General features: G+C 66.4%; 20 protein-coding genes and 3 pseudogenes. 11 read left to right on the forward strand and 12 right to left on the reverse strand.

Annotation, left to right across the window (positions count from 1 at the left end; translation table 11 throughout):
* Positions 1-183 precede the first annotated feature (183 nt).
* On the reverse strand, positions 184-1,452 hold the full coding sequence (locus ACFWXC_RS49425; protein ID WP_384490250.1) for an MFS transporter: 1,269 nt from the start codon (positions 1,450-1,452) through the stop codon (positions 184-186).
* A gap of 738 nt (positions 1,453-2,190) precedes the next feature.
* On the opposite strand from ACFWXC_RS49425, the gene ACFWXC_RS49430 reads away from it, so the two are divergent.
* Genes ACFWXC_RS49430 through ACFWXC_RS49440 form a run of 3 tightly spaced genes read left to right on the forward strand, consistent with a single transcriptional unit; the run spans position 2,191 to position 4,796 of the window.
* Entirely contained in the window at positions 2,191-3,195 is a 1,005-nt protein-coding gene (locus ACFWXC_RS49430) for a C-terminal binding protein (protein ID WP_384490252.1), read from the forward strand.
* Positions 3,192-4,238, forward strand: coding sequence for a phosphotransferase family protein (locus ACFWXC_RS49435; protein ID WP_384490254.1), 1,047 nt, complete (start codon positions 3,192-3,194; stop codon positions 4,236-4,238). Before ACFWXC_RS49430 ends, ACFWXC_RS49435 begins: the two co-directional genes overlap by 4 nt.
* A 27-nt stretch (positions 4,239-4,265) precedes the next feature.
* On the forward strand, positions 4,266-4,796 hold the full coding sequence (locus ACFWXC_RS49440) for a cupin domain-containing protein (RefSeq protein WP_384490256.1): 531 nt from the start codon (positions 4,266-4,268) through the stop codon (positions 4,794-4,796).
* 749 nt (positions 4,797-5,545) lie between these two features.
* Here the strand turns inward: ACFWXC_RS49440 and ACFWXC_RS49445 are convergent.
* Both ACFWXC_RS49445 and ACFWXC_RS49450 read right to left on the reverse strand, forming a co-directional pair.
* On the reverse strand, positions 5,546-6,241 hold the full coding sequence (locus tag ACFWXC_RS49445) for an alpha/beta hydrolase (RefSeq protein ID WP_384490258.1): 696 nt from the start codon (positions 6,239-6,241) through the stop codon (positions 5,546-5,548).
* Between the two features lie 101 nt (positions 6,242-6,342).
* Complete coding sequence (locus ACFWXC_RS49450) at positions 6,343-6,696, reverse strand: transposase (RefSeq protein ID WP_384490299.1); 354 nt, start codon at positions 6,694-6,696, stop codon at positions 6,343-6,345.
* Between the two features lie 56 nt (positions 6,697-6,752).
* On the opposite strand from ACFWXC_RS49450, the pseudogene ACFWXC_RS49455 reads away from it, so the two are divergent.
* From ACFWXC_RS49455 to ACFWXC_RS49465, 3 genes and pseudogenes are all read left to right on the forward strand, one after another.
* Positions 6,753-7,993 (forward strand): annotated as a pseudogene (locus ACFWXC_RS49455) (IS256 family transposase).
* Positions 7,994-8,022: 29 nt separating this feature from the next.
* Positions 8,023-8,823: an alpha/beta fold hydrolase gene (locus tag ACFWXC_RS49460; protein ID WP_384490260.1), complete on the forward strand. Its 801-nt coding sequence runs from the start codon at positions 8,023-8,025 to the stop codon at positions 8,821-8,823.
* A gap of 157 nt (positions 8,824-8,980) precedes the next feature.
* Entirely contained in the window at positions 8,981-9,367 is a 387-nt protein-coding gene (locus ACFWXC_RS49465; protein ID WP_384490262.1) for a peptidase inhibitor family I36 protein, read from the forward strand.
* A 508-nt stretch (positions 9,368-9,875) separates the two neighbouring features.
* Here the strand turns inward: ACFWXC_RS49465 and ACFWXC_RS49470 are convergent.
* Positions 9,876-10,223: pseudogene (locus ACFWXC_RS49470) on the reverse strand (transposase family protein); the annotation flags it as partial.
* 41 nt (positions 10,224-10,264) lie between these two features.
* Between ACFWXC_RS49470 and ACFWXC_RS49475 the strand changes: the two are divergent.
* Positions 10,265-10,561, forward strand: a complete 297-nt coding sequence (locus ACFWXC_RS49475; RefSeq protein ID WP_384490301.1) for a hypothetical protein — start codon at positions 10,265-10,267, stop codon at positions 10,559-10,561.
* A 606-nt stretch (positions 10,562-11,167) separates the two neighbouring features.
* On the opposite strand, the gene ACFWXC_RS49480 is transcribed toward ACFWXC_RS49475, so the two are convergent.
* The 7 genes and pseudogenes from ACFWXC_RS49480 to ACFWXC_RS49510 all read right to left on the reverse strand — a co-directional run bounded on the left by ACFWXC_RS49480 (position 11,168) and on the right by ACFWXC_RS49510 (position 20,743).
* Positions 11,168-11,344 carry a nitroreductase/quinone reductase family protein gene (locus ACFWXC_RS49480; RefSeq protein ID WP_384490264.1) on the reverse strand — a complete coding sequence of 59 codons (177 nt, stop codon included), beginning with the start codon at positions 11,342-11,344 and terminating at the stop codon, positions 11,168-11,170.
* A 1,045-nt stretch (positions 11,345-12,389) separates the two neighbouring features.
* Entirely contained in the window at positions 12,390-12,881 is a 492-nt protein-coding gene (locus ACFWXC_RS49485) for a hypothetical protein (RefSeq protein WP_384490266.1), read from the reverse strand.
* A 2,151-nt stretch (positions 12,882-15,032) separates the two neighbouring features.
* Positions 15,033-15,515 carry a DEAD/DEAH box helicase family protein gene (locus ACFWXC_RS49490; protein ID WP_384490268.1) on the reverse strand — a complete coding sequence of 161 codons (483 nt, stop codon included), beginning with the start codon at positions 15,513-15,515 and terminating at the stop codon, positions 15,033-15,035.
* Positions 15,516-15,582: 67 nt separating this feature from the next.
* A pseudogene (locus ACFWXC_RS49495) lies at positions 15,583-15,663 on the reverse strand (IS5/IS1182 family transposase); the annotation flags it as partial.
* Positions 15,664-15,858: 195 nt separating this feature from the next.
* Positions 15,859-17,181, reverse strand: a complete 1,323-nt coding sequence (locus ACFWXC_RS49500; protein ID WP_384490270.1) for an NAD(P)/FAD-dependent oxidoreductase — start codon at positions 17,179-17,181, stop codon at positions 15,859-15,861.
* 495 nt (positions 17,182-17,676) lie between these two features.
* On the reverse strand, positions 17,677-18,426 hold the full coding sequence (locus ACFWXC_RS49505; RefSeq protein WP_384490272.1) for an alpha/beta fold hydrolase: 750 nt from the start codon (positions 18,424-18,426) through the stop codon (positions 17,677-17,679).
* A gap of 313 nt (positions 18,427-18,739) precedes the next feature.
* Entirely contained in the window at positions 18,740-20,743 is a 2,004-nt protein-coding gene (locus ACFWXC_RS49510) for an AAA family ATPase (RefSeq protein ID WP_384490274.1), read from the reverse strand.
* Between the two features lie 849 nt (positions 20,744-21,592).
* Between ACFWXC_RS49510 and ACFWXC_RS49515 the strand changes: the two genes are divergently transcribed.
* From ACFWXC_RS49515 to ACFWXC_RS49530, 4 genes are all read left to right on the forward strand, one after another.
* Complete coding sequence (locus tag ACFWXC_RS49515; protein ID WP_384490276.1) at positions 21,593-22,054, forward strand: nuclear transport factor 2 family protein; 462 nt, start codon at positions 21,593-21,595, stop codon at positions 22,052-22,054.
* A gap of 499 nt (positions 22,055-22,553) precedes the next feature.
* Positions 22,554-23,297, forward strand: coding sequence for an SDR family oxidoreductase (locus ACFWXC_RS49520; protein ID WP_384490278.1), 744 nt, complete (start codon positions 22,554-22,556; stop codon positions 23,295-23,297).
* 61 nt (positions 23,298-23,358) lie between these two features.
* Positions 23,359-23,610, forward strand: coding sequence for a hypothetical protein (locus ACFWXC_RS49525; protein WP_384490280.1), 252 nt, complete (start codon positions 23,359-23,361; stop codon positions 23,608-23,610).
* 237 nt (positions 23,611-23,847) lie between these two features.
* Positions 23,848-24,090, forward strand: a complete 243-nt coding sequence (locus ACFWXC_RS49530; RefSeq protein ID WP_384490282.1) for a hypothetical protein — start codon at positions 23,848-23,850, stop codon at positions 24,088-24,090.
* A 453-nt stretch (positions 24,091-24,543) separates the two neighbouring features.
* Here ACFWXC_RS49530 and ACFWXC_RS49535 read toward each other — a convergent pair whose 3' ends face one another.
* On the reverse strand, positions 24,544-25,491 hold the full coding sequence (locus ACFWXC_RS49535; RefSeq protein WP_384490284.1) for a helix-turn-helix transcriptional regulator: 948 nt from the start codon (positions 25,489-25,491) through the stop codon (positions 24,544-24,546).
* Between the last annotated feature and the right edge of the window lie 40 nt (positions 25,492-25,531).

Genomic DNA, 25,531 nt, shown 5'->3' on the forward strand with positions numbered 1-25,531 from the left:
TGCCCGCACCGATCGGTGCGGGCAGGCCCCTGGCGTGTACGGGGTGTCTTCCGTGTCCTGAGCGGACCTGGTGCGGTCGCCTGCGGTTCGCCAGTGCCGCCAAGGGGCGCGGGGAACTGCGCGACCGGCCGCGATGGCGCCGCAGGCGAATGACGGAGCATCGCGGCCGAGCCGGCGCGGCGCTCAGCGGTCCGCGTTGTTGAACAGTGACGGGCGGACGAAGACGAGGGCGACGACACCCACCAGCGGCAGGAACGTGACCTGCAGGAGCCCTGCCCGGCTCCAGCCGAAGGACTCGACCAGAGTGGCGAACAGCAGGCCCGAGAACGCGGCCGTTCCGTAGTAGCTGGTGACGAAGAGACCGGAAGCGCGGCCGATCTGTTCCGGGCGGACGGCCCGCTGCATCGCGCTGTTGGTGTTGGGGTAGATGAAGCCCAGCCCGAAGGCGCCCATGAAGAAGGCGAACGCGCATTGCACAGCGACGCCGGCGTGGGTCTCGTAGATGCACCCGGCGATGGCCGAGACCGCCAGCAGGCTCCCGATCAGCAGGGTGCGCTGGTTCACCCGGTCGCCGAGCCAGCCGCCGAGGGCGGCCGTCATGCCGCCGAACCCGAGAAGGCTCATGGCGAGAGCCGCCTGCCCCGCGGTGTAGTGCAGCGAGGTGATGAGATACGTCGGGTAGAGGCCGAGGAACCCGTAGATGGCCACACCGCTGACGACCGAGTGGACGGCCAGCGCGATGGTGTTGCGGTTGTAGGCGGAGGCCGGCATGTACTCGTAGGTCCTGGTCGAGACGGCCTTCTCGACGGCGTGCTCGGTCAGGCCGGCTTTCACGAGGAAGAGGGAGGCGGCGGCGATCAGCAGGCCCGCGGTGCCGAACAGGTAGAAGGGTGCGTGCCAGGTGCCGTGCAGGTTCATGAGCCGGACGCCGATGAGCGGGGCGATGAACACGCCGGTGGAGTAGCCCACGCCGATGACGCCGAAGGCCAGGCCCCGCCGGTGCGTGAAGAAGGCGCCGAGTGCGGCGAAGATGGCGGCGGACTGCATGCCCTCGCCGAAGCCGGAGATGACGCGGTAGACCGTCATGTCGGCGAAGCCGACGGCCAGTGGCGTGGCCATCGTGCCCAGCGAGTAGACCACGATGCTGACGAGCAGCACGGTCTTGCGTCGGAAGCGGTCCAGGAGGTAGCCGGCGGGCAGCCCGGCCAGGGCCATGCCGAGGGTGAAGTTGGTCGCCAGCAGCCCGCCCTGCTCCAGGGAGAAGCCGTAGTCCTGGCGGATGTCGGGCAGCAGCGGGGGGAAGACCTGACGGTCCATCGCGTTGACCATGTAGGAGAGGACCACCAGCAGGAAGCCCACCCCGATCATGCCCTTGGAGATGGGCACGCGGTTGCTTTCCTGTGTGCCGTCGGCAGGCACTGTATGGGTGTCGGCTTGCGCTGCGTGCGTCATAGCGGCTCCTGAGGAGGATTGGCCACGGCAGGCCGTGGCGGATGCCTCGCCGTACGGGGGCGTGCGGCGATGGCGAGAAGCGGTGAGCTGAACACGGACACGAGTCGGCGAAGACGATGTGATCGCCGATCGGCGGAATGGGGGCGATGAGCCGCAGCGCGGTCGGACGCCGCATGCGGAATTCGGTCGTATATCGCCCGTCGGGGACGTCCGTGGCTATGACGTCGTCGAGAACCCGGCCTCGTGCGGACATATATCGGTCACGCGGTCGGCGTTGGCAGAAACCATGAAGGGAAGTACTCGGCGCGTCAAGACGCGGGTGGAGGATTTCTTCGACGGTTCGCGTTTTCCCTGCGATGGCCGGGCTTTCGTGCTTGTCCGGGCGTGCCGCCGGGGTGTCGGCGACGGGGTTCGCACCCGGGCTCTTGACGTGTCGAAGGAGGCTGGTGCTATCGTTAGCATCATGTGGCTGTGACAGAGTGATGCGACGTGCCCCGGCATCTCGTGACCCGTTCCGGGGACGCAAAGCGGCGCCCGAACCGACCACAAGTCGGCGAGCGCCGGCACCCCCACCCGAGCCCAGTGACCCTCTCCACCCCGCCCACGGCGGCCGACGGCCTCATCGGACATGCCCTCGGCCGCCCTTCCGGACGATGATCGAAGCCGCTTGACCGGACGCACAGGGCGGGACGCCCGGCCGCCCGCGACGGCCGCACGAATCTGCGAGGACGACCTGCCATGAAACCACCGAGCCGCCCCGGCGTCGTACTGCTCACCGACCACGCCTGGCCCGACGACGCCGTCGAGCGATCCGTGATCGAGGGCGCGGGCCACACCCTCGTGACCGGCCCTGCCGACCCCGCTTCCATCGAGGTGATCGAGGAGCTGGTCGCCGAGCACCGGCCCGCCGGGATCCTGACCTGCTGGGCGCCTGTCTCCGCCACCGCGATCGGCACGTCGCCGGAGCTGCGGATCGTGGCCCGACTCGGGGTCGGCCTCGACAACATCGCCGTCGACGCCGCCACCGCGCGGGGCGCGTGGGTGACGAACGTTCCGGACTACTGCGTCGAGGAGGTCTCCGACCATGCCGTCGGCATGGTGCTGGCCTGGACGCGCGGCCTGACCGTGCTCGACCGGGAGGTCCGCGCGGGCCGCTGGGACCCCGCGAGCGCCCGGTTGCGCCGGCTGTCATCACTGACCTGCGGTGTCGTCGGGTACGGGCGGATCGGACGTGCCACCGTGCGCAAGCTCGGCGCGTTCGGCTGCCGGATCCTGGCCCACGACCCGTACCCGCCCAAGGACGCCCCCGGGGTGGAGATGGCGAGCCTGGAGGACCTGCTGCGCCGCAGTGATGTGGTGATCCTCCATGTGCCACTCACGTCCGGCACGCACCACCTCATCGGTGGCGAGCAGCTGGCGGCGATGAAGCCGGGCGGGCTGCTGGTCAATGTCAGCCGCGGCGGTCTGGTGGACACCGGCGCGGTCACCAAGGCACTGGACAGCGGGCAGCTGGACGCAGCCGCCCTCGACGTGCTGGAGAGCGAACCTCAGGTCCCCGCCGAGTTGCTGGACCAGCCCGGCGCGCTGCTCACCCCGCACGTCGCCTTCTCCTCCGACGCCTCCGTGACGGAACTGCGTCGGCGAGCCGCCGAGGAGGTCGTACGTGTCCTCGCGGGGGAGGCACCTGCGTACCCCTGCAACAACCCCGGCGGCCGACCCGCCGGACCGGGCGACCGGCGATGAGCCCGGCCTCCGCGCCGGCGGGTCCGGACCCCCTGCTGACCGATTTCCTGACCGCCCACGAGCTCGCCCGGCCCGGCGAAGCCGCACACTGGACGCCGCTGGCCGGCGGAGTCTCGTCCGACCTGTGGCGGGTGGACCTGCCGGGACGCTCCCTGTGTGTCAAGCGGGCCCTGGCTCGGCTGCGGGTTGCGGCCGACTGGGAGGCACCGGTCTCGCGTAACGCCTATGAGTGGGCGTGGATGCGGTTCGCCGCCCGATGCCGCCCGGACAGCGTGCCGGAGCTGCTGGCCCACGATCCCGAAGCCGGCGTTTTCGCGATGGCGTATCTGCCCCCCGACCGCTACCCGATCTGGAAGGCGCAGCTGCTCGGCGGCGAGGTGGAGGTGGCGACCGCGGCGGCCGTCGGAGAGCTCCTCGGCACCCTGCACGCAACAAGCGCGGGTGACGCTGCCGTTGCCACCGAGTTCGCCACGGACGACAACTTCCATGCCCTGCGCATCGAGCCGTACCTGCTGGCCACCGCGGCGGCGCACCCTGATCTGGGCGACATCCTCCAGGGCCTCGCCGACCGCACGGCCACCACGCACCTGGCCCTGGTGCACGGGGACGTCAGCCCCAAGAACATCCTCGTCGGCCCAGCGGGCCCCGTACTGCTGGACGCCGAGTGCGCCTGGTACGGGGACCCGGCCTTCGACCTGGCCTTCTGCGTCAACCATCTGCTCCTCAAGAGCCTGGTGGTGCCCGGCCGGCGCCGTGAACTGCTGCAGTCCGCCCGGGTGCTGACCGAGATGTACCTCCGGTGCGTCGACTGGGAGCCACGATCCGCCGCCGAGGAACGGGCCGCGACACTGCTGCCGGCTCTGCTGCTCGCGCGCGTGGACGGCAAGTCCCCGGTGGAGTACCTCACCGACGACCGGCACCGGTTGCTCGTACGCACGGTGGCATCGGCCCTGCTGCGGGCGCCCGCCCTCACGGTGGCGGACACTCTGGACGCCTGGGGAGCGGCCCTCGGTGCCCCAACCGGGTCCGGCCTGCCCCGCTGACCGTCTGACAACCTACGGAGAGACCCCATGCGCAGAGTCGTCACCGGCCACGACGAGAACGGCAGATCGGTCGTCGTCAGCGACGACCCTGTCCCACGCAGCCGGGAGTTCACCAGCCTGCCGGGCTGGGTGTCCCGCCTGCCCTGGGCCACTGAACCCGGGGCAACGGTCAGTCGGACCGGGGCCGATCCCACGCCGAAGGTCACCAGCCTGCTCCCGGCACCCGGCGGCACCCGGTTCATCGTCCTGACCTTCCCGCCGGAGGCCGCGATGGCTGACCCGGCTTTCGACCCCATTGCCTTCGACACGGAGCAGCGGGCCGACTCACCCGGCATCGCAGAGCTCATCGAGCCCGACGGCATGCACGCGACGCCGACCGTGGACTACGGCATCGTGCTGCAGGGCGAGATCGTTCTCGAACTCGACGACGGGTACTGCACACCGCTCGCGGCAGGGGACATCGTGATCCAGAACGGCACCCGCCACGCCTGGCGCAACCGCGGCGACCAACCGGCCACGATGGCCTTCGTCCTCATCGGCGCGGAAGCCGAGCACTGACGGTTTGGCCGCCGCTGACGGTTACCTCTTCACCGCAGCCCTGTCCTCGATGGGGGTAGGGGTGCGGTGCGTTCCCGTACCTGCTGTGCTGCGAGACCGCTACCAAGCGCGGCCGCGATGTCGGTCATGGGGCTGGGTTCAATATGGGTCATGACGCTCGTTCTGAGGGCGTGTCAGGTGCTCCATTGGTCAGGTCAGGGCGTGTTGAGGTGGGCGAGTGTCGGCGGGGTGCCCAGGGCGGGTGACGCTGAACGCAGAGCTCCTCGCTTCTGCTGGTTGGGTGTCCCGGACGGGACCAGGTGGCCCTGTGACTTAGCGTGCAGGGTGGCTCTGCATTGCTGACCTACGTAGATGGCCTTTCGGGTGTCTCGTACTCGTGTTCGTTGACACGATCGGAAGTCTCGGAAAGGCCCCAGGGTTTCCCGTTGTTCGCGGGCGCCCTTTCGGTTCTGTTTTAAGGTATCGGCGCGGTGTGGACTGGCTCCCGTGCACTGGTGGTCCGCCCTGACCGAAGGGCAGTCCGAGGTCCTCGAACGCCTGCGTCGGCGGGGACGACAGGAGGGCTACGTCCGGGGGCCCTGCGCTTCCGGAACCCCCCGCGTCGGCGGGGACGACCTCCTTAATCCAACGGCAGCGCCCCTAGCGCTCTGACCGGGAAGGTTCGCCGGGTTGGCTGTCCCAGCGATCGGATGGGCGTTGATGTTCGATCCGACTGCTGGGGGAGCACTAGGGCGTGTATCGGAAGTGGATCAAGTCGTAGTGGCGAGCTCGACGAGGTGCTGGGCGGTGCCGGCAGGATCGATGATCTGATGGAGGTGTGCGCCGGGTAGGTGTGCCACGGCCCAGCCGCGTTCGCGCGCCTCGGCGGAAAGGTCTTCATACGGAGGGCCGAACAGCAAATAGGAGCAGGAATGGTCGTCCCAGCCGTCGGGTACCGGGATGTGCTGCTCGTAGTAGGACAGTGGCAGGGTGGGCTGCTCCTCAACGACTGTCTGCCGCACCAGCGGATCGGAGAACATGGGTGCGATGTCTGCCTCGTCCCACCAGTCGGTCCAGCGTGGCAGCCTGCCGTTCACCGCCATCGGAGCGAGGAATTCCAGCAGTTCGGGTGAGGCGACAGGGGTCGGTCCGATTCGGGCCGGCAGCGCGGCATCGACGAAGATCGAGCCGGTCACCGGATGGTCGAGGCCCGAGCGAATCACCGGGACGAACAAGCCTGCGTTGCTGTGGGCCACCAACGTGACGGCGCTGCCGGCCGAAACCTGCCGGAGGTCGTCGCGGACCGCGCTGACGACGCGGGGCCAGAACGGCGGGGCATCGGTGCCGATGTGCAGCAGGGACGGCACCCGCACCTGGTATCCGGCCGCCGTCAGCTGTTGGGCAACCGGGTGCCAGGTCGAGGGACCCACGGACGGACTGTGCACGAGAATAAAGATCGGCTGCATGTGACGATCCTGTCGCCCATGCCGTAGGAGCCGCGACGGTCTTGGCTGACAGCAGAACGGGTCGCATCAAAGAAGCGCACGCACCGCCACAACACAGCCGTTCACAACCACTGGTCAACGGCGGCGATGAGGACGGTGGCTTCGTAGCGGACGGCAAGCTTGTCGTATCGCCTAGCCACGGCCCGGTCCCTTTTGAGGCGGTTGATGTCGCGCTCGACCGCGTGCCGAGCCTTGTAGTCCTTAGGGTCGAACTTCGGCGGTCGGCCGCCGCGCGAGCCGCGTTTCTTGTGGTTGCGGGCCTGGTCGGCCTTGTCCGGGATGGTGCAGCGGATCCCGCGACGGCGCAGGTAAGCGCGGTTCTTCCGGGAGGCGTACGCCCTGTCGGCGCAAACGCGATCGGGAGCAATGCTCAGATCCTCTGGATCGGCTCGGGAGGACGTACCTTCCCGAGTGATCGATCGACTGGTATCGAGTAGGCCTGCGTTGGCGCGCGGGTCGGGAAGGCACGCTCGTGCTCAGCGTGGTCAACGCCGACGGCACCACCGCCAATGGTTCCTCGCTCATCGACGAGATCGTCCGGGAGGGTGCGAGGCGGATGCTGGCCGCCGCGTTGGAGGCCGAAGTCGACTCCTGCATTGCCGAGTTGGCTGATCAGCGTGACGAGGTGGGCCGCCGCCTGGTGGTCCGTAACGGCTACCACCGGCCCCGCTCGCTGACCACAGCGGCAGGTTCCGTCGAGGTCAAGGCCCCGCGGGTCAACGACAAGCGCGTCGATGAGGAAACCGGTGAGCGCAAGCGGTTCTCCTCGGCGATCCTGCCGCCCTGGGCCCGCAAGTCCCCGAAGATCGGCGAAGTGCTGCCGCTGCTCTACCTCCATGGCCTGTCGTCCGGCGACTTGGTGCCGGCGCTCGAGCAGTTCCTCGGCCGGGCTGTCCGCGGCCACCGTGACCCGGCTGACCGCGCAGTGGCAGGCCGACCACAAGGCATTCGGCGAGCGCGACCTGTCCGCCACCGACTACGTCTACGTGTGGGCTGACGGCATCCACCTGCGGATACGCCTGGAGGAGGCGAAGGCCGCCGTCCTGGTCGTCATGGGTGTGCGCGGACGGCACCAAGGAACTGATCGCGATGACCGACGGCTACCGCGAGTCGTCCCAGTCCTGGGCCGGCCTGCTGCGGGACTGCCAGCGGCGCGGCATGCGCGCTCCTGCCGTCGGCGACGGCGCCCTCGGTTTCTGGAACGCGGTCAACGAGGTCTTCCCCGAGACCCGCCACCAGCGGTGTTGGGTTCATAAAACGGCCAACTGCCTCGACAGTCTTCCGAAGTCGGCCCAGCCCACGGCGAAGAAGGCCATCCAGGACATCTACAACGCCGAGGACAAGGAGCACGCGGCCAAGGCCATCAAGGTGTTCGCCCAGCAGTACGGCGCGAAGTTCCCCAAAGCCGTCAAGAAGATCGTCGATGACGAGGACGAGCTGCTGGCGTTCTACGACTTCCCCGCCGAGCACTGGATCCACCTGCGGACCACGAACCCCATCGAGTCGACTTTCGCGACCGTCCGGCTGCGGACCAAGGTCACCAGGGGAGCCGGGTCCCGCGCCGCCGCCCTGGCGATGGTCTTCAAGCTCGTCGAGTCTGCCCAGGTCCGCTGGCGAGCCGTGAACGCACCCCACCTCGTTGCCCTCGTCCGAGCCGGAGCCCGCTTCGAACGCGGCCACCTCGTCGAGCGCGGCCAGACCCGTGCGACATGATCGGGATGGCGGCTGCGTGGGGAGTTGAGATGAGTGGGTCCGAGCGGCTCGTCCTGCGGGACGGCGTCCGGCTGGTCTGTCGTGACTGGGGAGGGTCGGGCCACCCCGTCCTGCTGCTGCACGGACTGGCCGGTCACGCGGGCGAATGGGACGTGTTGGCAAGACGCCTGAGTGAACGGTTTCGCGTGGTCGCGGTCGATCAGCGCGGACACGGCGCCAGCGAGCGGTATCCGGAAGATGTCTCGCGCGCCGCCTACATCGCCGACGTCGTGGCCATCACCGAGCGATTGGGGCTGGAGCGACCGGTCCTGGTCGGCCAGTCGCTCGGCGGCCACACCGCGATGCTTACCGCCGCCTCCCACCCCGAAATGGTGCGCGGACTTGTGCTCGTCGAAGCCGGTCCCGACGGCCCGAACCCGAACGCCCCCAAGGAGATCGGCGACTGGTTCGACTCATGGCCGACCCCGTTCCCCTCACGTGCAGCGGCGGCCGAATTCTTCGGCGGCGGATCAGTGGGCGCGGGCTGGGCAGCGGGACTGGAAGAGCACAACGGCACCTGGCACCCGCGCTTCGACCGGGACGTCATGGTCGCCGCACTGGCGGAAAACGCCCAGTACTCCTTCGACCACGAGTGGCGGCAGATCACCTGCTCCACCCTCGTCGTGCTCGCCCAGTCGAGCATCCTTTCCGAGCCGGACGTCGACAAGATGCTCCAGCAGCGGCCCGCAACTGTGGCGATGAGCGTTCCCGGCACCAGCCATGACCTGCACCTCGAACGACCGGAAGTCCTCCTCACCATGCTCTTGGAGTTCCTGGAGACACTTACCTGAACCATCCACAGGTCTTGACGCTTACTCGCAACGCAGGGCTGGGACGGGATCCGGGACAGGAGTGAAGACAGCGCCTCATGCGCCCGGGACACCGGGCACACGACAGTTCCGTTGTCCGCACCGACGGGGCGCGGACAACGACTGGAAGGAACGCACCATGACCAAGCGCCGGATCACTGCACCCAAGCTGCTGCACCTCGCCCTCCCCGCCGTCACGATGCTCTCGCTGTGCATCGCGGCTCCCATCACATCGGCGACAGCAACAGCCGGCTGCCCCCGCGACCACTTCTGCGCGTGGGCGGCCAGCGGTGAGACCGGGACACGGCACAGCTTTCTGCGCTACCACGACGACCTGGGTGAGAAAGGAATGCCGTACGGGGCGTACAGCGTACGCAACAACACCGTCGCCTACTGGTCGGTCTACCCCGGCACCTACTGCTCCGGAAACCCCAAGCTCGTCGCGCCGGGCAAGGCAATCGAGGTCGACGGCTACTTCTCCGTTGCGGCAGAGGGCTACATCGGTCAGTGCCAGGCGCCGAACTGACATTGCGGGAGGGGAGCAGTTGGTCGAGGTCGGCGCCCGGAAGCGGCGCACGGTCTTGCGAACGGACCGCGCTGCTGGAGCGGGAGATCGTTGACCTGCGAGGGAGGCTTGTCGACCAAGCCGAGACCCTCGAGGCCGCGCGAGCAGTGAACCGAGAAGTGATGGCCGAGCTGAACTAGACCGCACGCCGGCGCTGACGCCCAGCATCGTGAGAGCGCCGTTCATCCCTTGCAGAAGATCGTCGAGAGACTGCCAGCGACCTGGCCTGGGCTTCCTAGATGCCTCGTGAGCGCCTACGACGGTTCTGACCGTCTTCAACTCTCACGAGGCATCGGACACTCAGGAGTCGAGCAGCCACTGCTGGGAGTTGCCGCCTCTGCACTTGACGAGCTGAATGTGGGCGATGCCCCCGACCTCTCGCCGATGGCCACGGTACGCCGCTGGCAATCTTCCTGACTGGTGGCAACCGCAACGACGTTACCCGGTTACTGAGCCTTTTCCATCTTGAGTCTGAGCTGGCCCGATGGAGGGTGAAGACTGATTGGACGAGGCTTGTGATCCGGGTCGTTGAGCAGCGGAGCTTGCGGAGGATCCGTCAGGAGTTGAGTGCGGCGATGGCTTGTTCGACCAGTGCCCGGACCTTTGCATGGGGTCGGTTGACGGCCTACTGACCGGTGGAGAGGCGGTCCCATCGGCCGCGGTACGGGAGCCGGACCGTGTCGCCTGCGCCCTGGTAGCCCTTGTCCGCCCAGCAGCTGATGCCGGCTTGGGTGAGAAGGTCGATGATGCCGTGCTCGCGTGTGGCCCGGATGTCGTGGACGGTGCCGGCCAGGGCCGGTGAAGCCCACAGGGCCCGAGCAGCCCATCACTCGGCTGTCCGGTGGAAACCAGCAGGAGGTGCTTTTCGCCCGGGCCGCAGTGCAGCAGCCCCGACCACTGCTGCTCGACGAACCCACCAAGGGCGTCGACATCGTGGCCAAGGCCGAGATCCACGCGCTGATCCGCGCGATGGCTGAGGACGGAAAGGCCGCGGTCATCGTCGTATTCACGGAGGAAGAGGAACTGATCGGGCTCGCGGACGCGGTGTGCCTTTTCAAGGACGGCTCGTGTGACGGCACCAAGTACCCACAGGGCACCGTCACTCCGGGAGGCCTGCGGCAACGGGTCTGGTCCAGCAGCCAAGTGGCCCCGTGAGCACGAGTGGGCCCCTGCCGCCCCGACGGGGACCGCAGGGGCCCACTCGTGCCGCGCCGGTGGCGCGGATGCGCTTCTTGGATACCGAAGACAGGCTGACACCGCTGCCGCTTTCGTTCAGCAGACGGGTCCGCAGTCCTTGGTCGCCTCAGGCTTCGGCTTGGCCGTTGCGGGCGGCGCCGTGGTGGGCTCGGCGGCTACGGATGTCGTTGTCGGCGCCGCGGGGATGCTGATGCCGGCCACGCCGCCGTTGACTTGCTGCAGGCGGCGCTCCCTGTACTTGCCCAGGAGGGTGTCTGCGGCTCCGCACACGCCCTCCTGGGTGTCGTACCCGCGACAAAGAAGTCCTCTCCGAACTTGCAATGGGACGGGGACACCCTCTGCACGCGGGCTCGCCGTGGCGTGATCGACTTGCCGCGCAACAACCACAGTCAACGGCAGGGGAGTTGACTTGCGTCCTCGCCACCCGATCCGACGAAAGCGTCACCGTCCACGTCATCGGCATCCACCTCTGTTGGCACAGTGATCCGAGCGAGCGCGGTAATCCTGTTCCACCGAAAGGACCGGCCGGACCCGTAGCCTGTCCCGGGACTCGGACGTCTGCGGCTACGCATCGACAGGCGTGAGAACGAAGATGGGCATCTTCCTGGTGGTCTTTTTCTGATACTCGGCGTAGTCCGGCCAGGCCGCCACGGCCCGCTCGAACCATACGTCGTACTCCTCGCCGTCGATCTCCCCGGCCCTGTAGTCCTTATTCGGTAGATCTATGGCCGCGGGGGACACGCCCGCCGGAGGTAGTTCCGCAGGGGTGCAGTTTGGCCCGCGTCTGGTCCGGGACGAATTCACTGGTAGATCGGACAGTGGCGCAGGGTGTCGTATTGATTGTGGAGAGTGTCCACCGTGTCGGATTGCCTGCAGCGTAACGAAGCCTCCAGGCAACCGACTTGAGCCCTAGAAGAACCCGAGCTTCTGGGGGCTGTAAGAACAAAGAATGTTCTTCGTCTGCTGGTGGTACACGCTTCACACTCCTCTGACCAGCCGAAACGTCCACGGCCGAGGCGGGCTGCAGAGCGCTGGCCCGTGTATGGTCCGGATCTTGGAGGAGGGTGAGACCTGACCGGAGCCTGCCCGTGGACAGGAGGTAGCTGAGATCCTGGCCGGCGTGAGGAAGTCGGTGACGTACGTAGTCGCCCTCGGGGGGCGTGCGCCTCTTAGGCCGTGTTGATGATGTACACCCCCACCGCCCCTGCTCTCCCGCAGGACGCCCCTGGCCAGCCACCAACGCGACTGACACCGCACGCTGATCCTGAGCTACGACGCACCACGAACGCGGTTCTGTGCTGTATCCGAAGGCCGGGTGGCCTTCCATACGCACACGGAGACGACCGCCGTGAACGTCGTCCGTAACGACCCGGGCAGCATTGTCCTTCTAGCTGGTGCGGCCAACGCTGCCGCCGAAACGCACGTCGCCGGGGCTGCGTAGACGTGAGCCGTATGGGCGAGCGGCCGCACTCCTCAGCCAGCCCATCCGCCCGTAGTGGCCGATCTACGGCAGTTGGGGCGGCGAGGTGGCCGGCAGGACTGCCGGCCACCCGCACTGGGCGTGTACGTGGGATTAGGGGGCGGCTACCGAGGCGGCGCGAGAGCCAGTAGGTCCGCTCGTACGGTGGCTGGGAGTCGTACTCCAGCGAGTCAGCGGCAGCGTCGGTGTCGACCAGTCAGACACCCATGCGGCTCTCGTGGTGCCGCACCGGGCACCTGGTCAGGTCGAGTTCCTACATATCGGTAGCGCCGTTGTCGCGGCTGTCGTGCACAGTGATAGTGCCGGTCACACGGTGGGGGAGTGGCCGGCCCTCCTTGCGAGCTGGTTGGGCCAAAGAGCGTGTGCGGTCGCGGGGCGCGCACGGCCTTCGACGACCTTGACCAGGTCGCCGACGTACTCGACGTTGATGTACCGCTCGCCCCTGTTCTCGATCACGACGCGGGCTTTGAGGACGATGCGGTCGTTCTCCTTCTCCGGAAAATGCCACTCGTAGCCGTTCGGCCACGGGCTGGCGGGCATCCCCACGTGAGACCAGGCGTACGGTGGCCACTGGACTTCGGTGAACCGTGCGGTCACCGCAGGAGCCTGGGCGTCCAGGCGCGTGCGGGCTGCGTCGATCGCCACCGTTTCGGAGGCGGCAAGCGTGTTCTGCGCCACTTCGAGCGCGTCCTGCGAGACCTTCACGGCCTTGCGCATCAGGTACGACTGCCAGGCAATCACGCCGATACCGGCGGTGGTGCCCACGGAGTCTGTCGCAACCCGCATGGTTTCCGACATGGCCGCTGATTTTCCTGCTGTCTGTTCATCAGCGTCAGTTGGCGGGCCAGGGGCCGTACTTGGCGGGTCGACCCGCGTGCCTCGGTCTGGATCCACGGAGTTGTCCATGCTGTACGGGCATCCCACCCGACACCCAGGGCTGAGCGCGGCTTCGTGCCCAGCGGGCTGATGTTTAGCGCGGTGACTACCGACGCGGGGTGTGCTGAATCCGCTATGACTGCACAGAACAGCTCGGCGAGCTGGTGGTCCGTGCCGCTGTGCACGTGGACGCGGCGTCCAGTGAGCCTGCACACGGCAATTTTGAAGTGGGTTTTCGGACACCAGCTTTCTATGCTGGCGTATTCGGGAGAGCGGGGGCAATGTGGGCAAGGGTCGGAAGAAGACGGGACGGACAGCTCCTCAAGGGTTGAGCCGACGACTCGCAGGTATGGACATGGCCAGCATGCAGGTTCTGCTCACTGCGGCGGGTGCCAGTCCCGGAACGCGGCACAGATGGGCGTCGGTCGGGTACCTCCTTCAGCAGCTGCTGGCTGCGCCGCCAACCGGGCAGTCTTCTGCCAAGGCTGTGACCGTGGGCGGGCTACTGGACACATGTCGTCGGGAAGCGCCCTGGCTGGCTGGACTGGAGGATTTCGTTCCGTCCGATCCCCGCCAGGTCGTGCTCGCGCGGCTCGGTGATGAGGTGCTGCGGCTGGCTCCCGGCCAGGTAGAGAGGCCACTGGCCGACGTCACGCGGTGGAAGACGGTGGCTCAGGCGACGGATTCGGTTCTGGTGCCCGATCTGGGGTTCGGGATCTCCGAATACGTCGAGGTGGGATTGCGGTACGCCGATCTGGCCATTCGGACACTGGCTTCATCGTGGCCCGATGGGGACGTGCCGACAGAGGGCCCTGCAACGCTGACCGACGAGGAACTCGTGGCGGCGCAGGTGCTTCTGAGTATCCCGGTGGACGCGACGGTCGCCCCTTCCGAGACGCTGCGGGCCGCGCTCGACTGGGCTACCGCACAACAGGGGGAGCCGATTTACGACCCCCATTCCCCGCAGAGTACGTTCGGCAAGTACCTGGCCGTTTCCCATCAGCAGTCCGACGGCGGCGCAGCGAGATTCTGGCTACCATTGGGCTTCCTGCCCGAAAGCCTGGGGCAGGGCGTTGTTGATCTTGCTCGGCGCGCCGCCTCGGTAGAAGCGAACGTCAGCCTGCGTTTTGCCCAACTCGCAGCTGAACGTGCACGTCGAGCTTTGTGGCGGTTCTCGGACAAGATTGTCGGTCCCCCTGACACAAGCAGCGGCCCGGCTGTCTCCCCTCGCGACGTTGTGCAGTGGGTGGTGATGTTCGGCCCTGCCAGGGCGTTGCTGGTACAGCTGTTCGCCCGCCCGCATCTGACGGATGCTCCCTTCCGGGAGGAGCCAGCAGTGCTGCGGATCAGCGAGCATGCCCGTGCCCATCCGGACGAAGAGGTTCGTGTGCCGCTGCCCGGTGGGTCCCTGACCCTTCCCGCAGGGACGGAGGTAGTTCCGCTTCTCCTCGTCGCATCTGCCGGACATCTGGTTGCGCCCCAGCGACCGGGGCTTGCCGCCATGTCCCTTGAAGATCTGCTCTGGGCCTCGACCACCGCCGACAGCGACACGGATCTCTATACCTTTTGCCGTGAACTTGCGGCGCCGGACCGACCCCACATGGTCGTCTGGGAGGCGTTTGACCTATGGGAGTGGTGGCGCGGCAACAACAAGACGTTCTTCAGTGGCGGCAGGGCCCCGGACTTGATGATGGTCAGCCCTCACCACAGCGCCGCCGAGTGGGAACGCGGCCAGCACCTGCAGGAACTCGAGCAGGCGCTGGCCCTGCTCGCCCTGCCGGGAATCGACTCCTGGGATGCCTTGGACCCTATCGGACAGGGCCCATACGGGATCTACGAGTGGCGCCGAGCGCATGCGGATGAGGTAACCCGACCGCCGGACCACGACCGCCCTGACCTGTACGGCTGGCGGATCCGGGCTGGCATCCCTGCTGTGGCTATACGTTCCGCGCACCCGGCTTGGGGCGACGACCATCACCAGCTTCTCCACGACCTCGCAGGCGCGTACTCCTTCGGCTTCGAGCAGGTGAATGATGCGTGGAAGGCGGCGCATGACGAAGCCTCACCGGTCGGCTACATCCTCGAAATGCGGCCCGTTACGCTGGCCGAACGTGATCGCGCCGAATCCATCAGGGTCGGATCTGTCGAAGCACAGTCCAGCGCGTACGGGCGGGTGATCCATGCCGAATTCCTTGTCGACTGTGAGTTGCTCGCGGAGCAGACCGACCATGACGCCGCAATTACGCGGGATGTCTGCCCGTCGTCCCTGTCCAGGACCAGCGTGGCCGGCGGGCGCGTGCCCGGCAGCAGCGGGCCGCCCGCCAGTCCGTACAGAACATTGCCCGGCGTACCCGGATCGAGTGCCTTGGCGAACGTGCCGCGGATGACCGAGCCCGGAGTCACCACCAGCGCCCGCCGCCTGCTGAAGGACAACGCGGCCGCCACTCCCAGTGCGGTCTTGCCGGCCCCGACCGCCATCACCGTGGCCGCATGCCGTCCTCCGGACGCGTAGTAGTTGGCCAGCGCGGCCAGAGCCTCGTCCTGGCACGCCCGCAACGGGATGCTTGTGAAGGCGAGGAAGTGTTCGGCCTTGCGTTCGTAGCGCCGGTGCAGGCGGCGGCAGGATGGTCCGTTCTACGACCCAACGGTGGCGGCCCAGTCGCTGGGAACTGTCCATTCCCTTGCGGGCGATCCGGTGCCGTATGAGCTCGTGGCGTGATTCCTCTGCGAGCATAGCCCGCGACTTGAAGCGGTTCGATCCTTCGGGCACAACACGCGGAAGGCGCCGGCCGTAAGGCGACCTGGAACCTGCCCTGGCCTGGCCACTCCATGGACCCAGTGGTCGATGCCCTGGCCGGAGGCCAGTCCAACCGCGTGCCGTAACCGTTCTGCTTGGCTGCTAACGCAGCGGCCCACGCGCAACGCGGTACGCGATTCGCGGTGCCAGCAACTTGTCGGGGGAGTCCAACAGGTTCAAGACGCGGAGAAACGCTCTCGCCACGATCGCATCATCAGCGGCGACCCGGTACAGGCGAGCCAAGTACCGATTGGTTACCCGGTTTTGCAGCGGTGCTCGGACCCCGGACTCCGGGTATCGCATATCGGATCCGGCGGCGATGGTCCACGGAGTCTCGATCAGTCTTGCTGCCTTTTTGAAGAACTCGTTGGCCACGTTGCGAGAATCGGCTGAGACGAAGTCGCGAAGCAGAAGTGCCTCCAGGGCTGCCACGGACATCCCCTGGCCGTACACCGGGTTAAAGCTGCACAGGGCGTCTCCCACTACGAGGAGACCCGCGGGGAAGGAATTCATCTTCTCATAGTGTCGACGCACGGTAGCTGGGTACCGAGTCTTGATCGGCCCGTCGATGACGGTTGCGGTCGCCAGGAAGTCGGCGAACGCGGTGCTCGGCAGGGAGGCGGCGAAGGCCGCAAGGCCGATTGGGTCGTCGGGCGGCCGTTCGCCGAAGATCCCGCCGGTGGTGAGCAGGAATCGATCGCCCTCCAGTGCCATGAGGAAGCCGCTGCGCCTGCTGCCGGGGAAGGCGCTGATCGACGTTCCGAAAGGGAGATCGCCGTGATGAGGCTCGCGGTTGAAATACCAGGTCACGTAACTGATGTTCACATCCAGTCTGTGCTCCGGCGGCTCCGGGTAGCCAAGTTCCTTCAGCCAGGCAGGAGTGCGCGAACCCCTCCCCGTGGCATCGACCACCAGGTCCGCGTCGATTGTCGAAGCCGACGACCCATCGACCCGCGAGATGACTCCCACTCCGGTGACACGGGCACGATCACGCGTGGTCACCAAGTTCATGATGTCGCAGTTGTCCATGAACTTGACTCCAGGGAGCTTCGACACCCGCTGACGAACCTCGAACTCGATCAGCGGTCGGCTCGCAGCGACTCCGATCAGTCCGGAGGGGTCCGGCCTGAGGAGATGACCGTCGATATGCCAATGTATTTCCGACTGGATGTCGCCACGGAGACCACCCGCCGCGACCAGATCGTCTTCGAAACCCGGGAAAAGCTCCTCCAGAGCCCCGAGCCCGCGGGCCAGCAGCCCATGCACATGCCGCCCTTGCGGTATTCCGCGCCGGTTCTCCGGCTCGGCGGGAAGTTGATCCCGCTCGATCACTACTACTGACTCGAATGTTTCCGAGAGTGCTCCTGCTGCGGTGAGGCCGGCAATCCCGGCCCCGAGCACCACGGCCTGCTTCGCATTCCTCATGCCGGCACTGTGCGCCCATTGGGCGATCACCGAACAGTCCAGTAGCCGGCTAGTTTTGCTCATTCCCTACCCGAAGGTGCTCATCCTGATCGTGGCTGGCGGGGGTCGGCGAGATCTCCGGTCGCTCACCCCGACAAGGCCGGGAGGCAGCCGGTGCACAGCCGACGGGCGGGCAGGCTGCCACGATTGGCCGCAGACGCGGATCCGCGCGCCATGGGTGCCGGTGCGGCGGCCAAGGCCCGAGGGTTGGTGGGCTCGGATTACGCAAGTCCGCTGCTGGCGCGGACCCGTTGTGTCCCAAGTCTTGACGCCCGGCCCGCCCTGCTCACAGACATTCCCGGTGAGGTCGCGGGCCGGGGCGCCATGCTACGGCGTCAATGGGCCGTCAGATCACGCACATTCAGCCGGGCCGGCCACGCGAAGCAGGTTCCCGTAGTGGGGGTGTCCAGGGGGCGGACCGCAACGCCCGAGCGCCGACGCCGACCCACCTCGTGGCTACGCAAGAGAGTGCGCATAGAACCTGTTCAAGGCAGCGGCACCGCGTCGAGGATCTTGCATCATCCACCAGTGGCCAAGTCCCTCCAGGCGGGCTTCCTCTGCGCCAAACCGCCTCGCGGCGAGATGAGCCGAGTCCGGGCCGCCGACGAACACGTCCTCGGTAGCGTTGATGACCAGGCCCGGCCGGTGCTCCGCCTTGTCCAGCTCGATTCCCCATTCGGTGAGCTTCGGCTGCAGAGCAGAGCGGTACAGGGCCAGGATGCACGCCCCCATCGCAGGAGTACCAGCCAGCGCCAGCTTGCGCGCGCCCTCAGCATCCGCGCCCAGATTTACCCATCCTTCGGTCCGCGCCTCAACCGAATCGCCGAACATGTCAGCGATCGATGCCTCGCCGACGCCTGGAGTCTGCCAAGCCTGCGCGAGGTCATGCCACACATAGCCGGGATCGGTTATCCCGGCCGTGTCGCTGCACCATGAACGGATCAGGTCGGGCCGCCTCGCTGCCACGCGCAGCACGTGCCCCCCGCCCCAGTCGTGTCCCACAAGATCGATCGGTCCGTCCATGCCCTCCAGAACACCGACCAGCCACGCAAGGTAGCCGTCGGACGTGGCCTCGAATCCCTCTGGGACGGGCGCGCCGAACCCCGGAGGCGACAAGGTGATCACGTCGTCGCGGTCAAGCTCGTGACGCAGTTGATCCCAGATCGATTCGGATTCCGGCACGCCATGAACAAGTACCAGCGGCATATCGCTCTCCCGTGAAGTAGTTCAGCTGTGATCGCTTCGGAGCGCCCCACCCGTGGCTCCTGGCACAGCGTCGTAGCCGAATGTGTTCACAGGCCAGGCCAATCGGTGCTCATCTACCGCTCAGTCCAGGGCACGCGGATGTCGACGAGCTCATCGAGTCCAGCAGGTGCCGCGCCCCCCCGTGCTCGCAAGGCCAGGCCCCAAGACCGCGGGCGCGAGGAGCCGGCCGGAGCTTCGGTTCAACCAGCGGTCGGCTTGCAGGTGCCTTCAACAGGCCGACGCAGTCTGCTCAGCCCCTTGCACAGGCCGCCGCTCACTCTGTGTTCAGCTCGAGTTCCCACAACTGGTCGCACACCGCGGCGACCCCTGCGGTGAGGTGGCGGCGGTATGTGCTGAACGGGAGTTGCAACCGTTCCGCGGCAGCCTCTTGCGTCGGCACCCGCAGCAAGTAGGTCGTGCGCACGGCACGGTGCTGTTTGGGGGAGGGAGCAGCCAAGGCTTCAACGGTATCGGTGACCAACGCGCGCAGCGCGGGCCCGTTGTCGGCCAGCCTGGTCGAGCACAAAAGATTCCCGCCCAGGGCGGCGTCGTCCGCCACGTCGCGCAGCGCCGACCGGACGGCGGTGTCGAACTCGCCTCGCGGCAGAATCCGAGACCCCGGTGAGGCGGCTGCCAACTCCCCGGAGACCAGCTCGCCGGAGAGCCGGTCAAGCCATTTGTCGACCGACCGCACCCTCCAGTCATGGCCGAACAGTCCCGTCGACCGCTCACCCACTCGGACATCCATCGCTACGGGCTCGTGCTCAATTGCTTTCATCTGCGGCATCCAGAACTCAGCGTCCACCGCGGTCATGAACGACCACGAGACACGACAGGCGCGCAGCCACTGGGCAGTGGATCGTGCCACCATCAGATCCACCGCGGGCGACGTGCGCCCAGCGGCGGCCGGATCGACCGCGAATCGGGAGACCGTGATGTGCTCGCCGGGACGCGAGGGGCCGTGCGTGTCCACGTGCTGCCATGCTGCGGCGATCACCGGATCGACGGCGGTCTCCTCGCCGTCGGGGTGGCTGAAACGCAGCCAGGTCATGAACGCGATCACCTCGCCGGTTTCGACGCGGCGATACACACGGAATCCCTCGGGCTGCCGCTCTAGCCAGAACTCCGCAAGCCGCGCGGACTCGGGGCCTTCGGCCTCTTCTGCGAGCCGGAGCACCGTTGCGCGGTGCTCCGGGCGGAACACGTCCTCGTACACCTCTCCGCTGCCGGCCCAGGTGACGTAGTTCGCGATACCGCTGCCCGTCCGATACAGGTAGATCAGCGAACGGGTGACCTCCATGACCGAACTCTCGGCAGTGGACCGGACTCGGCCGAGTAGGTACGCGTGCAGGCGTTGCAGCAGGGCTCCGAATCCGCTCGGATCACGCCAGCGCAGATCCGCGATGAGCGGATCGCGGACGACGTCGTGCGGGAAGAGGCCGCTGCGCCCCGACTCGATGAACGGCAGGCCCTGCAACCAGTCGAACAGTTCATCCGCGGGCGACTCGACGATCTCACGCAGCATCTCCAGCGTCGTGATCTCCACCAGCGCGCAGGCCTCAAGCACCCGCCGGTGCTCCCGCGAGGGAACCTCGCCGACCAACTGCCTCAGCAGGACCCGGACCATGTCGCGGTGCGAAGCCTGATTGCCCAACTCACTGTGTTCCTGGGCCGCAACCTCCGCCGCCAAGGTCAACGCGAGCGGGTGGCCGCCAGCAGATGCGAGCACTTCGTCCTGGAGCGCCAGCGGTACCTTCTTCATCCTCACCAGCACCCTGGCCTCATCCGGGGACAGACCACCGATGCTGATGACCCGGAGCGCATCGTTCCAGTCAGGGTCGACCCGCCAGCGTGAATCCGGCGGCAGACGGCCGGCGAGAACGACGACGGCGTCGAACGGCAGCCGCGGGAGGAACTGGGTACGCAGCCATGCCTCGAGTCCCTGGCACTGCTCGAACGTGTCGATGAGCAGCACGACCCCGTCGGTGTCCAGAGCGCCTGCGGCCTCCGCTGAGAACCCGGCCGGCGTAGCCTCCAGCGTCCGACCGTCGACTTGCACCACGGCACGCCCTGCCGCCCGCGCATCGTCGCCGAGACGCCGGAGCAAGGTGGTCTTGCCGATGCCCCCGGGCCCATGGAGGTAGAGGACCGAGAAGGCGTCCTCACCGCACTCTAGGGCGGTTCGGAACAAGGCACGCTCCGTCGCGCGGCCGACGAAAGCCCGCTCCCGCGCGACACCAAGTCGGTCAGCCAGTGTCTTCCCTCGACCAGCAACCACCTGGCCACGATAGCGTTCCCTGGTCGTCCCGGACGCCGGCTACTGCCTCCTTCCGTAGCGGTCTGGAGGGACCGCCGCCCGCCCTGTGCGTTCGGGTTCTCCTCCTGCCACACCGCTCGGCCCGCCACAGTCCGGTCCGTCCCTGCTCGGCTGTCGCTGCGCGTCGCCCCACGGCTGCTCATGGGACCGGGTTTCCTGTCTGCGGCAATCGGCACTGCACTGCTCAACACGGTTGCGGCCAGTGCCGTGACCGCATATGTGGCTTCACACGGAGTGACAGATGCCCCGCATGCGCGGTTTTGAGGAGGGCGGTGCGTGGCTACGCTACTGCCCTTTGGCGGGCGGTTGTCATCCTCGTCACCTCTGGTGTGCTTTCCGTCATGTTGATCAATGCTCGACGGCCTGAGGGTGACTCTGCTCAGGAAGACGCAGCCTTGATCGCAGCGCATCGACGCTGCGGCCACTGCGCGGCTCGTAAGGCTTTATGACATATGAGGCCGCATGTCGGCGACTCGATGCCGTCCTCAGGGGTTGGCCCCCTGTGCGAGGTACAGCTCTTGAACTGGTTGACGACGTGCACGGCCGAGGGCTTGGGTCTTGCCTGGCGTTCAGCTGGAAATGGTTGGTCGTCACTCTATGTGCGCGCTCCGCGACGAACAGGGCAGACGTGGTGTGTCTCAGGCCGCGATGCAAGATCGGTATAGTCATGGGTGTCGATAATTTGACACACGCGATTGATTATGTGATCGTTGATTCCGTAGATGCCTTTCATCTGCCTTGTCCGGTCGGGCCGGCTGGTGCCGTGTCATTGCTCGCGGCAATGCAAGTTGCTGTGCCGGAGTAGTGGTTGTGCTGCCGCCGACTCCAGAGGCTGATGTGGGCGAGGATGTGTGGCCGATTGGCTTGGAGGAAGTGCCAATGTCGGGAGATGCGGACGTGCTCCGCTTGGCGATGGAACTTGAGACGAGGCGGGCTGGTCTGCTGGTCTCGGGAGACGTGGAGGGGTTGGCTGGTCTCCTCTCGGAGCACCTCTACTACGCCCACTCGACCGGGCTGCTCGACAGCAAGGGATCCTTCATCGAGAAGTTCCGAAACGGTACGCTCGTCTTTCGCTCCGTCAATGCCCGCGTGGAATCGGTTGCTGCGCTGGGGGAGCAAGCCTTCCAAGCCTCCGGCGTACTCGAATTGCAGGTTCAGGTCGGTGGTGCCGAACGGTTCATCGTAGCTATCTACATCGTGATCTGGCGCCAGGAGAACGGGATTTGGCAGCTGATCGGTCATCAGGCGACCGCTGCCCCTTCTAACCTCTAGAGCGCGGCGTCGTGATCACGATCGGGTTGGCCGAGGGGTCAAGCCGGTGCTACTGGAGTGCTTGTCGCAAAGCGGGTTGTGGCTGCTGATGCGAAGGGTTGCGTAGCAGCTGCGATCCACAAGTGTGAAGCAGATGAGTCGGGCGGCTGGTGCGGGAGGCGGTGGCGCCATTGGAGGTGGGCGGCACAGCCAAATTGTGCCGAGTCGCAGCTTCCGAGAGTTCGAAAGAAGCGGCCTTACTAAATGGGCCGACGTAACTTGCATATCTTCCCGGCGCTGAGAAGGCACCCGCGGTTTGGGATGCCGCAGCGTCACTCCCGCACAGTGTAAAACTCGTGCATGTCATTAATGGCAAGCATCACTGATAGTGCGGGAATTGGCTTGGCGCAGAGGGAGTTGTTGTAGGCAGGTCTCGCCATTGACATCTGCTGTCGTGTCGTGACAGTTCAGATTCTGACGGACCGTGACCTCTAAGAAATCCGAAGAAGGGAAAGGGATCATGAAGAGGCTTGCAGGGAAAGTTGTCCTCATCAGTGGAGGGGCGCGCGGAATGGGAGCGGCACACGCGCGTGCGGTCGTTGCAGAGGGGGGCAAGGTCGTGATTGGAGACTTGCTCACCACCGAAGGTCAGGCGCTGGCCAAGGAGATCGGGTCCGGTGACGCCGTATACACGCACCTGGATGTCACTAGTTACGCCTCCTGGGAAGCAGCCGTACAGACCGCGGAAGACACCTTTGGATCCCTCAGTACCCTGGTGAACAACGCAGGGATCATGAACTTCGGGTCTCTGGAGGAGTATAGCGTCGAAAGCTGGGAAAAGATCATCTCGGTTAATCTGACCGGGCAGTTCCTGGGTGCAAAGGCAGCTCGGGCGAGTCTGATTCGCTCCGCTCCCGCATCCATCATCAACGTATCGTCCGTAGCGGGTTTTCGAGGCTTTGCCGGACTGCACGGTTACAATGCATCGAAGTTCGCTCTGCGAGGGCTGACCAAGTCTCTGGCTCTGGAACTCGCAGAGTTCCGGATCCGGGTCAATTCGGTACACCCCGGCGCTGTCGCGACCGTGATGACCGAGGGGTTGGACGTTGCCCAGCTGAACCCGATGAAGAGGGTCGCCGACCCAGCAGAGATCTCTGGAGTGATCGTCTACCTGGCCAGTGATGAATCGAGCTTTGCCACTGGTGGTGAGTTCATCATCGATGGAGGCGAGCTGGCCGGAGGCGGGACCATCGCCGCAGGATAGCGAGCGGGACGGCGGGAGAGGTTGTCGATTTCGGCCCCTCTCCCGCCGTGATCGTTGTCGCATGCTGCCGCACCAGGTAGCTCCGGCTCATGCAACCGACTACGAAGAATCGGCGGATGCGCTGGTGTGGGAGATGCAGCGGCGGGTGGTGCTGGCTGATCGTGCCGAGCGGCTGCGCAAGGAGCTCGCCGAGATCGATGCCGAGGTCGCGCGGCTGGGGGCCGCGGAGGTGGTGATCGGGAGGTTCGTCGACGCTCAGCGGGCCGGGGCGGCCGACGATCCCGCCGTGGCCGAGGAATTCGAGCCGGTCTGAGACAAGCTCAGGCGCTTGGCGGATCAGGGCTGGCTGCGCCGGAGCCGCGGCCGGCTGCTTCACCGGCCTGCCCTGCCGCAGCCGCCCTCGTGGCCGTTCCCTGTTGGACTTCGGCGTAGCGCGCGTGTCTCAGGCGAGAGGTGGGGTTTCCATGCATGAAACGTCAGCCCCGCCGTGGGCCCGGACGGCCCCCTTTTTCAGTGCCACCTGGAGCTGCCCATCAGCACCTTGGACCTGGTGGCCGACCTGATCCGCAGCCAATTGAAGAAGATCGGCTCGCGTTGGCGCAAGCTGCCTCCCAGTCGGATCGCTTTGATCGTCCTGGCAGCCTTCCGTCACGGCCAGCGGCTTTCTGACATCTCAGGCGGTAACGACCTCTCCGTCTCCAGGGTGCGCCGCTGGCAGCTGAATGTGATGGACCTGCTCGCCTCCCGCGCCCCGCGCCTGGACGGCGCCACGGTGTTTACCGTCACCGTGTAGGCCGGCGAAGGCCGACAGCCGGCTCGAGTCAGGATGCGTGACCATGCAGGTGCCATCCCTCCACGCACCCGCGGAGGTCCCGGCGTACCAGGACCGCACGCTTTCGGCTGAACGGGACGTAGATCGTCGGTGCTCTTACTCGTCGTTCATGCCGACTTCAACCATGGTGGCGCCGTCGGCTCGGCCGGCTTCGAAAAGCTCAGGCACGAGTCACTCACAACCGGACTTGGCTGCAGTACAAAAGACGGTGGGCTCCGTGGTCACGTTACGCCAGGAGCGAGTGCCCGATGATGAGGCCAAGGTGGCCAACGTCCTCGATCAGCGCTTGACAGGAGTGCCACCTCGCTCGACAGCCGCCGTGTGGTGCTGAACCCACCTGAGATTACCCGGTTGCGGGAGTCTTCTGGCAGTCTGAACGGCTTTCGATGCCTCGCGTGAACTGCTGGTGGGCCATCACATTCGGTGCTCCTCTTGGCGTTCTGTGGCCCCTGCCGTGTCAGTGATGCGGAGGCCGCCACCATTCTTTCCGCGAGGGCGTGCTGTCCAGCTCGCCAGCAAATTGAGGGCTTCAGCGGACGGCGAACCCTCAGCGGCGGCGTACAGGACGAGCTTCTGCTCCTGATCGCCGTGAATTTGCAGCGCCTCATACTCGACATCAATTATCCCGAATTCGGGATGCTTGATCCGCATGTTGCCGCTCAGGCAGGCGGATACCTTGTGCTCGGCCCAAATGCACCGGAACTCCTGGCTCTTGACTGCCAACTCGCCGATCAGCTCATTGAGGAGTCGATCATTTGGACTGGCTCCCGCTTCGGCACGCAGTACAGCTGCAGTGTCGGATGCGGTGCTCGCCCAGTCCACGTAGCGGGTTCGTGCCTCGGGATCGAGGAATGTCCACTTCGCGAGGTTCCGGTCCCGGGCAGGAACGCTCTCCATGTCGAAGAGAAACGCGCGAGCCAGATGGTTCATGGCGAGGATCTGAAGGCCTCGCCCCAAGACTAGTGCAGGAGAGGCGAATTCGTCCAGCATGCGGTGGATAGCCGGACGCACCCTCGGTAGGGAAGGTGCTGGAGCAGATTGGCTTGACGACCGTGTCTGCATGGTGACGAGCGCAAAAAAATAGTTCCGCTCGGTCTGATTCAAGCGCAGTGTGTCCGCGACAGCTGTGAGAATCGCCTCTGAGACGTGACCCGTGCGCCCTTGCTCAAGTCGCGCATAGTAGTCGACGCTGACGCCTGCGAGATGGGCGATCTCTTCTCGTCGCAGGCCCGGTACGCGTCGGATGCGTGACGTTGCGAGGGCCGGATCTGACGGGGGGAGACCAACGTCTTCCGGCTTCAGTCGAGCCCGGCGCGCCCGAAGGAATTCACGGAGCTCATCGTTCGTATCCATAACACCCATGGTCGTCGATCGAGGAACCTTCGTGTGCGGCGAAGGTGGC

Source organism: Streptomyces sp. NPDC058683, assembly GCF_042716195.1.
Taxonomy (GTDB): Bacteria; Actinomycetota; Actinomycetes; order Streptomycetales; family Streptomycetaceae; genus Streptomyces.